Annotated in this window: 7 protein-coding genes; 6 read left to right on the forward strand and 1 reads right to left on the reverse strand. The window is 47.8% G+C overall.

All coding sequences use genetic code 11. The features are described 5' to 3' along the window. Positions 1–14: 14 nt before the first annotated feature. A complete protein-coding gene (locus tag SGI97_09900) occupies positions 15–1,511 on the reverse strand; it encodes an outer membrane protein transport protein (protein MDZ4724200.1) in 1,497 nt (498 codons plus the stop codon). Between the two features lie 526 nt (positions 1,512–2,037). On the opposite strand from SGI97_09900, the gene SGI97_09905 reads away from it, so the two are divergent. From SGI97_09905 to SGI97_09930, 6 genes are all read left to right on the forward strand, one after another. Further along, on the forward strand, positions 2,038–4,404 hold the full coding sequence (locus tag SGI97_09905; GenBank protein MDZ4724201.1) for an SLBB domain-containing protein: 2,367 nt from the start codon (positions 2,038–2,040) through the stop codon (positions 4,402–4,404). 337 nt (positions 4,405–4,741) lie between these two features. Next, complete coding sequence (locus SGI97_09910; protein ID MDZ4724202.1) at positions 4,742–5,818, forward strand: aminotransferase class I/II-fold pyridoxal phosphate-dependent enzyme; 1,077 nt, start codon at positions 4,742–4,744, stop codon at positions 5,816–5,818. Beyond that, entirely contained in the window at positions 5,815–7,425 is a 1,611-nt protein-coding gene (locus SGI97_09915; GenBank protein ID MDZ4724203.1) for a sugar transferase, read from the forward strand. The genes SGI97_09910 and SGI97_09915 overlap by 4 nt, the downstream gene beginning before the upstream one ends. A 103-nt stretch (positions 7,426–7,528) precedes the next feature. Then, entirely contained in the window at positions 7,529–8,971 is a 1,443-nt protein-coding gene (locus SGI97_09920; GenBank protein MDZ4724204.1) for a capsule assembly Wzi family protein, read from the forward strand. 473 nt (positions 8,972–9,444) lie between these two features. Beyond that, positions 9,445–11,517 (forward strand): thioredoxin domain-containing protein, encoded by a 2,073-nt coding sequence (locus tag SGI97_09925; GenBank protein ID MDZ4724205.1) that lies wholly within the window; start codon positions 9,445–9,447, stop codon positions 11,515–11,517. A gap of 139 nt (positions 11,518–11,656) precedes the next feature. Continuing rightward, the gene (locus SGI97_09930; protein MDZ4724206.1) at positions 11,657–13,030 is read left to right on the forward strand and encodes an MBL fold metallo-hydrolase; all 1,374 of its coding nucleotides are present in this window, start codon (positions 11,657–11,659) and stop codon (positions 13,028–13,030) included. The last annotated feature ends 20 nt before the right edge of the window (positions 13,031–13,050 follow it).

Genomic DNA, 13,050 nt, shown 5'->3' on the forward strand with positions numbered 1-13,050 from the left:
ATCTCTCCTCGTTCCTAAAATCGATGGCCGACAGAAATAATGGTTTCAAAACCCCGCGCGCCGTATGTGCCCGGGAAATTGTCATTGATTCCATCGTTATCAAGATCGATGAAACCGGAAATAGTCTGGTCTGGAAAATCTGTGAAACTTGTGACGAGGCCGAAATCCCAGCGCGAGAGATGGAACAGTCCGCCAAGATTAACTGTCAGCTTGTTACCGGTATCTACAAATTGCGGTTTGACCGCAATTCCTTCGCGCGCAACTGACTGATCAAGTGATGCGCCGGCCATGATGGTAAGCAAATTGTTCAATTTATAATTGAGCCCCGCCATAATTTTTCCTGAGTTATTCCACTCGACTGGAGATGAAAGGTCAGAGGTGAAAAATTCAGGGGTGGAGTCGATAGCTCGGTATTCAGAAATACGTGGGTAGGAAAAATCTGCATATTCGAATTCAAGACCATTGTATTTAGACCAAAGCGTATATTCGACATCAAAAGCCACATTCAGCTTTTCGTTGACATTATAGGCAATTCCAGCGGCAAGCGATGTCGGCAGTTTGAGGGTTGTTTCGAAATTGGCCGAGATGGGAACGAGGCTTCCGTTGGTGAAAAGAAACTCTTCGCTGCCGGGCTGATACTGCGGTGAGAGAAAGGTATTGCGCGGCATCAGGAAACTCAGGGTCGACTCACCGCTTATTTTAATATCAAAAGGAATCTTGACTGTTGCCGCGACATTCATCTTAGGGGTGACCTTCATCATCATACCGGCATTGATGCCGAACCCCCAGCCGCGACCGTCGTTGGAACTGAATTCAGGCACCAAATCTCGAGGCCGATCGGAAACCGGCGAGGCGAGTGGATTATTCCGGAAGGTAAGGTCGTTAAAGACAAGGTCTCCGCGAAGCAACTGGAGGCCGAGTCCAATAGAGAGTTTATCAGGAATGAACTCTCTGGCCGCGGTTAACTGAAAAGCGACAACGTCCAGATTGTTACTGAACTGCGAGGTCGGAATATCAAGTCGGTTTGTGTCGGCACCGTTTAATTGGACAAGGTCGTTGTAGGCCTCAGGCGGGGTATAGAGATTCCAGGAGATGTTATAGTCAAATGGCTCGAAAGCCGAAAGCCCAAAAACGGTCTCCTGCCATACCGGAAATCTTAGAAGAAAACCGGCTGAGGGAATATTGAGAATCTCATGGGAATTGTTGACCTGATGGTCATTGAAAACACCCGTTTCTACGCGATTTCCGAAATTATCACGGTATCCGTAATTCGGGGTGAGTTCATGCCGCAAATAAGGAAACGCCCAGTTGAGCCCGAGCTGGTTGTCCGGGATGAAGGCATATCCAGCCGGATTATAGTATGCGGCTGTCCAGTCATTTGCAGTGGCTCGAAAAGCCTCGCCCATACCCTTGGATGTAGCGCCAACACTTGTATTCTGAAAACCGGCGGCAGAAACCTGCAAGCAGGCAAAAAGCCCAAGAGACAAACCAAGCACTGTAAATTTAATCATCCCCATATACTTCTCCACTGAGTCTATAAGACATATAACAACTCCCAACCTATTAACCGAAAACCTTGGGCAGCCTCGAGAATGGCGGCCGCTTATCATTTCATAACCTAAGTCGATACATATAGACGCAGTCACCTGGGCATACGTCAAAATCAGAATTCTAAAGTAAATAATCCGTCGGGCAAAGTCAAGAGGACATCGCTTTTCGATACCCTAACTTCCGAATCATTGGCGTCGAGTCTGCTCTTTGAAGAGGGGCCTTGGCAGTCTGACAGGAGACCGAGAGTAAATTTGTTAACTGAAATAAGGAAAAAAAGACCATCCCATCCGGAAGAGCTTGCCTGTTTTGTATTAGGATAATCCATCTCAGTGATATTAAGGTCCGCGTATAGCCTTGTCTTCTATTGACTTCTGAAGCCGCCGCAGAGCTTGGCATTCTCCTTGCACTATGTTGGTTTAGCCCTCAAGGAAGGGGCTAAAGGATAAATGTGAGAATAGAGAAATTGTCAAAGGAAGGTAAAAGACAATGAAAAGGATTTTTCTGCTGTTACTACTGGTCATTGTGCTGGTATCATTGAATTGGTTCAAAGAGCTCTTTGCGCAGGACCTGTCATCGCTTTCGGCGGCTGAAAAGGAAGCATACGTAAAAAAGTATCAAAGTTCGCTTTCACAAGCCAAACCTGAGAACAACTCCTACAAAACCGCTTCGATCTATGACTCAACCGTAGAAACAAAATTGCCAGTCGTCTCCGAGCGAGTGTTCAATGGCGCAGGTCAGGGGAAAAATCTGTCTGATTCCAGCAACCAAACTGTCACAGAATCAGCCAATCTGACAGACCAAAAAGAGGGTGTATTGCGTCCGTTTGGAACTGAACTTTTCAACGCCCCGTTTGAGAGCGCCCCACCTAATGATATTGCATCGTCACCTGATTATATTCTTGGTCCCGGCGATAATGTCATTATCTATCTGTGGGGAAGAGTTGAAAAAGAATTCAATCTCACTATAGATAGGGAAGGAAAAATTTTCATCCCTAAAGTCGGCGAAGTTCTGGCCTATGGTATGTCGCTTGCTGATTTCAAAACGAGTGTGCGACGACAGCTCAGCGAAGTCTATACCGAGTTTGACCTCAATGTCTCGTTAGGCAAAATACGCTCAATACGTATCTATCTGACAGGCGAAGTGAATCGTCCCGGGGCATACACGGTCTCTTCATTGACCTCGCTCTTTAACGCCCTATTTCTTGCCGGCGGTCCCAATGAACATGGTTCCATGCGGGCAATACGGCTGATGAGAAACGGGGTCAAGGTCAAAGAGATTGACCTCTATAAATTTTTACTCGAAGGTGACAATAGCCTCGATACCAGACTTGAGTCTGGCGACGCAATCTTTGTCCCGGTCTCAGGCGCTCGTGTGGCGGTCTCTGGAAAAGTTATACGCCCCGCCCTCTATGAACTCAGAGGAGGTGAGACAGCCCTTCAAGTTCTCGCTTTGGCGGGCAATGCCACAGCCGATGCTCACCTTGACCGTGTGATGCTCGAGCGCATTGCCGATCGCGATGAATGGGAAGTCATTGATTTAAATCTCAGATCCGACAGTGCCGGAGGAGTAAGCGACCTTGAACTGCTTGACGGTGACAAACTGACCATTTTTTCTGTTTTTGAATCAAAGAATAATATGGTCTCCATTGGCGGGATGGTCAAACATCCCGGCTATTTTGAACGGAATGACTCCACTCGGATATCCGACCTGCTTGGCCGGTCGATACTTCAGCCCTATGATGTCCATTTTGAGCGCGCAAATCTTTTCCGACGCCACACCGACGGTAGCCGCGAAGTCGTACCTGTAAATTTGACTGCCATTCTGGCTGGCAATTCTGAACAGAACATCATTCTCAGAGATCGTGATTCATTGCATGTCTACTCGATGTCCGAAGTCACCCGCGAAAAATATGTCCAGATCGAGGGAGAAGTTCACAACCCCGGTAAATATCCCCTCTATGCCGACATGACCGTGAACGACCTCGTCTTCCTCGCCGGCTCTTTCACACGCGGAGCCTCGCGGCTTCAAGCTGAAATAGGGCGGGTTGATGTCAGCGGCGAGGTGTCATTGCAGTATATCAGCCTAAATAGCGAACAAGTGTCACTGGTAAAATTAGAACAAGATGATCGTGTCTACATCAGACAGATTCCGCAATGGCGCGTCCACCGCACCGTTGTCTTGGAGGGAGAGGTTAACTATCCCGGCGAATATCTTTTGAGCGGGGAACAGGAAACGCTCTACGACTTGCTTCTTCGTGCCGGTGGCTTCAGCCCAAGTTCATTCCCGAAAGGGACGATTTTCGAACGGAAAACAATAAGCAATAACCTTGACCGACTCCGTGTTCCCAGTCTGCTTGTCAAATCAAGCCCGATGGTAAAAGACTCGCTGGGCAATATTTCGAGAATCAAACCTTTTGAATACGACCCAAGCTCGGTCAATAGACTCGTTATAAATATGGATCAGATTGTAGCGAGCGAAGGCAAAATCGGCAATGTTGTCCTTGAGCCGGGCGATTATATCTATATTCCGGCGACTCCAAGCGGTATTTCGGTACTTGGGGCAGTTTCCTCCGATGGAACCATAAAGTATCAGGAAAAAAAGAATGTCAGCTTCTACATCAAACAAGCCGGCAATTTTTCTTTTCAGGCCGATAAAAAAGGGACAAATCTCATCAAGGCAAATGGCTCGGTCTATTCCGGCTCAGGCGCCCTCGGTAAACGCGTAGAGCCCGGCGATGTCATTGTTGTTCCGACCAAAATTCAGACGAGCAGAGATTGGACTAAAACACTTACGGCGGTGGTGACCACGACCGCAGGACTTCTAACTACAATACTCTTAATAGATAAACTTTAGAGCTTCACACAACGATTTCAGCTTCCTTTTCTTATCTCACCTTCCTTAAAATCACCGGAGGCTCTCTACCAGCCTCCGGTGATGATAGTTTTGGGAATAGATTTCCTGAACTGGGGAAAGAAGGTCTCGCTCAGGCGAAATTTCTTCTGTGCGTTAGAACATTTTGTCGGTCGTGCGGCCTGTTAACTCATTTTATTCCATAGCCTTACTGTGTGATGTTCGATTTCTGATCATCTCGGCACCTTCCTTGCAATTACCAAGTCAGCCGACCTAAAACAAAAGATAGAATCGGCCTCGCTCAACGGCGAGAGTGATGAGTAAGAAGAAGGAAAAAAGAATGAAAACTATTGAGAACCTACAGTTTCGCACGGCCGAAGAGTCACTGCAGCATATTCTTCCGCTTTTAGGCACACAGTTCAAAGTCGAGCCGAATTCGCTTTTGGTCTATAACGATTCGACCGATTTCATGACGGCCCTGCTGGCTGTCTGGAATGAACCTTCGACCAAGCTTGTTGTTGCGGGTCATTGCACACCCGATCTGGCAATCTCGGCCGACCGGGCCGGAATTGAAATAATTGAAGCGTTGTCTCTGTCCCCCTTTTCCGGTGATGTTGAAGCCGTCCTCTCCCAAATCGAAAGATCCGAAGACATTGTTTTCATTGCCAATCCTAACCGTCTGACTGGCTCCTCTTTTTCAATGGCTGATATTGAGCAGTTCGCACAAGCCGTGCCTCGTGGACTGGTTATTATAGATGAATACTATATCGATTACTTCGGGGCGACCGCACTGCCTTTGCTCCAACAATACACCAATCTCGTGATTCTGAGAAGCTTACACGGCCATACTACAGCCATTTCCCATGCAGCAGGAGTGCTTATTGGCAGCGCTTCGACGATGCGAAAGATTAGGAATGAAATTCGCCTGGAAAAAATTTCCAGTCAAACCATTGCTCTTGCAGCCAAAGCGATCGAAGCTGGATCAAGTGTTGCAGAACAGGTCATTTCGACACATGAGGAAATGCTTCGCATTGCCACCGTTTTAACAAAGCTTGGTGTACACTATCGTCTTGTCGCAACAGACTTTATGCTTATCCGGGTTGCCCAGCCGATTCAGGCCGGCAACTGGCTTGTTCGGGAAGGAGTCAATTTCGAGAATCTCGACGGCTATCCCGGCCTTGAAGGTTATCTCAGATATTCAATCCACTCCGTCAATATGAATGCTCTACTCACGCGGGCCTTTCAATCAATGCCGAAAGAGTCTTATGCCATTAATCGAATGGACAATCGGCCGGTCACACTTCGCAAGGGCACCAGCGAATCTGAGCCAATGCCTATGGCCAAAGAGTCAGTTTTTGATGTGCGGAGGGTCTCTGTGTATCGGGCGGATAAAAATGCCAAGGTTGAAATTTCATGACTCCTCCGGCGACAACCGCTGCCCCAGTCATGGATGAAATCGGTATCGGTTTAGAGGGTGAAATGGTACGCGAATCGATCACTGTTGAGGAAGTTGAGACCCCTTCACACACAGAAACCTCCATAAATAAAATCCGAAGTTCGGTTCAGGTCGAAATTGAATCGTCGACCTCTCGCTCGGCAAACTTCGAAAGAAAGAAAAATTTTCTGTTGGCATTTGCCGGACAGACAGGCGAAACGATTGTCGCAACGGCTTCTCTTATAACAGCTTTGCTTTTAACTTCAAACTGGCAGAGCTGGATGATGCAAGCGTTGATGGTCGGGATTGCTATTCGAGTAGGCTACTATATTACTCGCGGTCCCCAGCCTGCGCTCACTTTTTCACGGATTCGAAAGAGATTGGGCTGGCTGTTTGCGGATGAGGCAAAACTGAGTCTTGCATTTCTGGCCACGAGCTATCTTTTTGTCTGGCCGATTGATAGAACGGCAGTGGGACTTTTTATTCTTTTAAACCTTGCTTCACAATTAATATTGTATAACATTGCAAAAGTAATTTTGGATTACGTTCGTCGTCAACGGAACACTTTTGGTCTGCGAGCGAAAGGATTGCCCGACCAATTCTCTTCCGTCAGGAAGGTTCTCATCGTTGGGACAGGCGTTCAAGGAAGAACAGTTGCCGATATGATTTTTGATTCTCCAGAACTAAAAACGGATGTCACCGGTTTTGTTGATTTTCATCAGACCGGATTGTGGCGCTATCGGGATATCCCGCTTGCCGGACATCCTGATAATCTGGTCAAAATTATCGAGAAGGATCGGGCTGACGCTATTTTTGTGGCTGTTGAGCCGCAGGATCTCCCGCGCTCTCGCGCGCTTTTCGAAGCGGCTGAGAGAATGGGAGTGAGCCTTTTTGTCATGCCTGAGTTGTTCAAGCCACAGATAGCAGTTCCACGTTCAACTTATATAAATGGTTTGCCGGCATTTCTGTATCGTTCCGCGCCCACCAATCAGATTGCGCTTTTGGCCAAGGCTTTAGTCGATCGTATAGGTTCCGCCATTAGTCTGATGCTGCTGTCTCCGATTCTGTTGCTGATTGCGGCTGTTATTAAAATCGACAGCTGCGGGCCGATTTTTTTCAAGCAGGTCAGGGTCGGCCTCAACGGACGGCCGTTTATGCTCTATAAATTCAGGAGCATGTGCACCGATGCGGAGCAGAAGAAAGATGACCTGCTTGACCAAAATGAGATGTCAGGACCCGTGTTCAAAATTAAGGAGGATCCGCGAGTAACAAGACTCGGGAAATATCTCCGGGGATTTTCAATTGATGAGCTCCCTCAGCTTATCAATGTTTTCCGGGGCGAGATGTCTCTTGTCGGTCCCAGACCCGCGCTTCCGAACGAGGTGCGCAACTTTGAGCCGTGGCATCGCCGCAAACTCTCTGTAAAACCCGGCATGACTTGTATCTGGCAAGTCAGCGGACGAAATGCGATTGATTTTGACAATTGGATGAGACTCGACCTTGAATATATCGACCGCTGGTCGCTCTGGCTTGACGCAAAGCTGATTATGAAAACTATCCCGACCGTGATTAAAGGGACCGGGATGTAGGTTGTATCATCGAGAACAGTCATGCACTGGCTGTTCTCAAAAATCTGCGCCGTGCGCAATGTGTCATTTTCTTCGACCCATGAGACATTACCCTTCAACTTTTTTGCTCGTACTAATTGCCGCTTCGGCATTAAAACCAATTAGCGCTTCCGCTGGCGGAGTGTTGCCGCTTGGGCAGGCTGAATATAACTTTATTTATGACCGTCTTGAGAGACACGAAATATTTGCTTTGGACCGCTATGATTACCAGTGTGGACCATACCTCTGCAGCGACATAGACTGCTCCGTAGCGCCGTTTGCTGACATCCAAAATGTGCCTGCATCGAGACTGTCGCTGTTTGGTTTTATCGACGAAGATTTCCGATCAGGGAGATTTAGCCGACCGCAGGGTTTTGAGCGAATGAGGGGGGGGGGCTCAGGCGAACCATTGAATAATTTATTTATCTACTCAGCTTTTGTGCTCGACGAACGGCGTGCCCGCGATGAAAAGTATCGTGGCAAAAAGTGGCGAGGGTTCGCTGGAGATGTCGAATATGCTTTCGGCAGTTATCAGACAAATCGTGTCCATCTTCTCGTGGGGCGTTTTTCCCAATTCTGGGGAGAGCGGCAATCATTGTTTCTATCGCCTGAGCGCAAACTCGACGGCTTTGCCTATGCCTTAAAATGGGGGAACTTGACAGTTTCATATCGCTTGGCGCGTCTCGACGGTTTGAACACCGATATTGATGCAGTCGCGCAATTTGAGAATCGGTATTTCGCTGGACATCGTTTGGATATGCATTTTAGTCCTCAGTTTCGACTCGGATTGATTGAAACAGTTATTTTCGGCGGTGTAGGACGACAGCTTGATCTGTTTTATCTCAATCCGATTATTTTCTATCATGGCTCGCAGTTGAATGAGGATGTCAATGACAACACGCTGCTTGGGTTTGACTTTACCTACAAACCTGCGCGGGGATATAAATTCTTCGGCCAGTTGCTTATCGATGATATTCAGCTTGATAATAAGTCGCGCGGAGACAAAGAGCCGACTGAGATGGGAATCTTGTTAACCGGATATATCGCCGATGTTTTACCTTCATACGATCTCACCATGGATTACAGTAGGGTCACAAACTGGACATTTAATCAGATTGCTCCGAGAAACAGATACACAATCGATAATAATCTCATCGGAGCCGCGCTTGGCAACGACTATGACCTGAGCACAATCTCGCTCACACGCTGGTTTGGGACATCAGTAAATAGCTCACTCACATTTCGATATCTCCGTCAGGGCGAAGGAAGTATCGATGCGATCTGGAGCGAACCCTGGATTACAGCCGAAGGAGCCTATACCGAACCGTTTCCAACCGGGGTCGTTGAAAAGATTGCAATTGTTTCAGCGGGCTTGAAAGGCTTTGTAAAGACCTTTGGATTTTTCGATATTGAAACCGGCATAGAGCAGATAAGAAATCAGGGGCATGTGAACGGCAAAGAACAAACTGTGCCGTTTTTCCAGTTGAAGATTTCGACATTTTTTTCAAAGATAATTTCCATAGAGTAAGATAAAACTTCACTCTGTCTTCGTGGCGATTCTTCGGGCCAGAGAAGGATGCTGTCAGGCGAGGGCGCCTGACAGCACAGCATCTCAGTTCATCGTCTCTTTGTCTGGTAGCGCGGGTCATTCTTATGCCCCGCGGGTCTTTTTTCGTCTCCAAAATTTAATTAGCCCTCACCGCGTCCTCTCACAGCAGGGAAAGAGAAGATCACACCGCAAGCAGTGTGGTACAAGATTAAAGAGAAGATGGACCCCAGCTTTCCTGCCACAGCGGTCAGGCGCTTGGGTGACACTATGTATGTGGGTGACATTTTAACATCGTCATTGCGAGTCCCGATTCTGAGAGGGACGTGGCAATCTCATGTTCTCCTATACCCTCTTCAAGCCTGCCAAAACATCATAAAAGTATTTCTCCTATAGCCTTCTATTTCGTATAATAGCAACAGACTTTGAGCTTTGTAATACAAAGGGAAAATTGTTTGAAGCAGGCAGTTGAAACATCGCACTCGCACACAAATCGGCTCATCAGCGAAAACTCCCCGTATCTGCTGTCGCATGCTCACAATCCTGTCGACTGGTACCCTTGGGGATCTGAAGCGCTCTCCCGGGCCAAGGCGGAGAACAAGCCGATCTTTCTCTCTATTGGCTACGCTGCCTGTCATTGGTGTCACGTCATGGAGCGCGAGTCGTTTGAAAATCCTGAAATTGCCGAGATAATGAATCGTCTTTTTATAAGCATCAAAGTCGACCGTGAGCAGAGGCCCGATTTGGATCACATATACATGTCGTTCACCACAGCTATGACCGGACAGGGCGGATGGCCGATGTCTGTTTTTCTGACGCCGCAACTCAAACCCTTTTTTGCCGGGACCTATTTCCCACCGGATGATAGGTATGGCCGGCCGGGGTTCAAGAAAGTACTTACTGAACTTGGGCAGGCATACGGTGACCAAGCCGGGCAAATTATCGAGTCGTCTGAGGAGATTTTTGCGGAGGTCGAACGACACCTCTCTTCAACCGCCGAACCGACTTTACTAACCAAAGATGTGATAGCTTCCGGTGTGAAGCAATTGATTGGCACAATTGACCATCAATATGGCGGGTTTGGAACAGCGCCAAAGTTTCCTCATTCAGTCGAATTATCACTATTTCTCAGGCACTATCGCGCGTCCGGCGATCTTAGTTATCTGCAAGCCGCACAGAAAGCGCTTGTAGGAATGGGGCAAGGCGGAATCTATGATCATATCGGCGGGGGATTTTCACGGTATTCGGTCGATGCAATGTGGCTCGTTCCGCATTTTGAGAAAATGCTCTATGATAACGCTCTACTGGTGACGACCTACGTCGAAGCCTTTCAAATCACGGGCATAGATTTTTATCGCACAATAGTGTGTGGCGTTCTTGATTTTATCCTGCAAGAGATGACAGACTCGTCGGGCGGCTTTTATTCCGCGCTCGATGCAGACAGCGAAGGCGAAGAAGGAAAATTCTATGTTTGGTCGGCCGATGAAATCAAAAGTATCCTCGGAGCGGACGCCGACCTCTTCATGCAATATTATAATGTTACACAGGAGGGGAATTTCGAAGGACTCAATATCCTTAACATCAATCTGAACTCGGAAAATGTGCGGGAGTCGTGTGGCTTGACGCCTGACGCATTTATTGAAAAAATTGCGGAGTGCAGGTACAAACTATTTGAAGCGCGCGCCAAGCGTATTCGACCGTTGACCGATGACAAGATTTTGACTTCATGGAACGGACTCGCGCTCTCGGCTTTCTGCAAGGGGTACCAAATAACCTCAGAAACGCGCTACCTCGATGCCGCAATTGCCAATGCCGAATTTGTTTCCAAAAAGCTGCATCGCGACGGGAGGCTGACTCATTCCTTTCGAGAAGGCATTCATTCCGAAGGGCAGTTTCTCGAAGACTATGCCTACTATCTCCGCGGCCTGATTGATTTGTATGAGAGCGACATCAAAGACAACACAAAGTGGCTTGCATTTGCCCGACAGCTTGCCGATAGCGCCCTCGAGCTATTCATGGACGAAGGCGGTAATCTCTACCTGCGCGAAGCAAACCAAGCCGATCTGATTGTCCGTCCTAAGGAAGAAAATGATTCTGCACTTCCGGCCCCGGGGTCGTTTTTTATTGAAGCTCTTTTGAAACTGAATCGCATAACAGGCGAACAAAAGTATCTATCGGCGGCAGAAAATGGACTGAGAAAGCTTTCCGGCAAAATGGCCAAATATCCATCTGCGTTTTCGTCGGCCCTGCTCGCGCTGGACTACTGGCTTGGCGATAAAATTGAAATAGTTCTGGTCGGCAACTCAGCTGACGCATACGAAATGCGTCAAGAAGTTTATCGCCGGTATCTACCACACAAGGTGTTGTCAATGGCATTCGGCGACAAAGCCCAGCTCACATCATCGCCGCTCTTTGAAGGACGGCTGCCGACTAAGGGCAGGACCACAGCGTATGTTTGCCGCAATAGTACCTGTGAACTTCCTGTCACCGACCTTGAAGCTTTCAAAGCACAACTAAATAATCTCTGATTGTCAATTCCCGAAATTCTTTCAACTCGCGCTTGGATAAAATCTACAGTATATTTGCGATTGTGCGATTGAATGAGAGTAATAAACACCGTGACATAAGTGTGACCACGAAACAAACAATGAAGCTATAACGGATTATATGGAGACTATGTTGACCTATGAAACAGTCGCCTCTGGCGATGGCTACTCAATCACTCAATTTACTGATGAGCCTTTGTCGCATTATTCATATGCCATACTCGGCGAGCAGATGGCAATAATTGACCCGTCACGTGACGCGCAGACATATATCCAATTCGCCGCCAGTCATGATATTCCTATTACCGCCATAATCGAAACTCACCCCCATGCTGATTTTGTCAGCGGCCATCTTGAGATAGCCAAGTTGTCTGGAGCGAAGATTTATGCAAGCAAACTTATGTCGCCGGAATTTCCCTTTGTCCCTTTCGATGAAGGAGATGTTTTATCGCTTGGCTCGGTCACGCTGCATGCCTTGAACACACCCGGCCACTCTCCGGACAGCATTACCGTTTTGTTAAAGAACAGGTTTGTCCAGACCGTGGCGGTTTTCACTGGTGATACCCTTTTTATTGGCGATGTCGGACGGCCCGATTTGCGCGAGTCTGTAGGAGCGATAACCGCCGAGCGAAAGCAACTTGCCCGGCAGATGTTCCATTCGACCAGAACAAAACTTATGAACTTGCCGAACAGCGCGCTCGTATTTCCCGCGCATGGAGCCGGCAGTCTGTGCGGGAAAAATTTGAGCAAAGATCATTACAGCACGATTGAACGTGAACTCAAAACCAATTACGCTCTGCAGCCGATGAGCGAGGATAGGTTTGTCGAACTGCTCACCGCCGATCAGCCTTTTGTCCCGAAATATTTCTCATATAATGTGAATTTGAACAAACAAGGAGTGTCCGGGTTGGCTCGTGCGGCGCGGGATGTTCGTGTTGTCAATGACAAAAGCTTATTGGAGCCAGGCATACCAATCGTCGATGCCCGAACACGTGAGCAATTCGAAGCCGGACATCTCACCGGGGCGATACATATTCCGTCCAATTCCCGATTTGAAACTTGGCTGGGGTCGATCATTGCGCCCACGGAATCATTTTACGTAGTCATTGAAAATATTTTTGAAAAAAAGTCGATATTTGCCCGAATCTCCAAGATAGGATATGAAGTGAATCTCAAAGCTTTCATCTCAGGTCTTGATGCTGATATCAAGAGCCCGGGATTCAGTATTTCCAAAATTGCGGACGATGCTTCAGCGTTTACCATAGTCGATGTTCGAAACCCATCCGAAGTCCGTTTAGGAAAAGCATTTGAAAACAGCATTTCCATACCCCTCTATGAACTGCGCGAGCGAGTGCATGAAATCCCCCAAGGAAAGCCGATAGTTGTCCATTGCGCCGGCGGTTCGCGATCGACAACAGCCGCGAGCATAATTAGCGGCCTGCGCAGTGAACCTGTCTATGATATGAAAGAATCAGTGTGTCAATTTTTACCATAAAGCGTATGCGCTTCCAACCT

The organism is Candidatus Zixiibacteriota bacterium (assembly GCA_034439475.1).
Taxonomy (GTDB): Bacteria; Zixibacteria; MSB-5A5; order GN15; family FEB-12; genus JAWXAN01.

Excerpts from the sequence above, each read along its gene's own strand:
- SGI97_09905 (MDZ4724201.1), top strand. The coding sequence starts at position 2,038 with ATGAAAAGGATTTTTCTGCTGTTACTACTGGTCATTGTGCTGGTATCA.
- SGI97_09915 (MDZ4724203.1), top strand. The coding sequence starts at position 5,815 with ATGACTCCTCCGGCGACAACCGCTGCCCCAGTCATGGATGAAATCGGT.
- SGI97_09900 (MDZ4724200.1), bottom strand. The coding sequence starts at position 1,511 with ATGATTAAATTTACAGTGCTTGGTTTGTCTCTTGGGCTTTTTGCCTGC.
- SGI97_09910 (MDZ4724202.1), top strand. The coding sequence starts at position 4,742 with ATGAAAACTATTGAGAACCTACAGTTTCGCACGGCCGAAGAGTCACTG.
- SGI97_09930 (MDZ4724206.1), top strand. The coding sequence starts at position 11,657 with ATGGAGACTATGTTGACCTATGAAACAGTCGCCTCTGGCGATGGCTAC.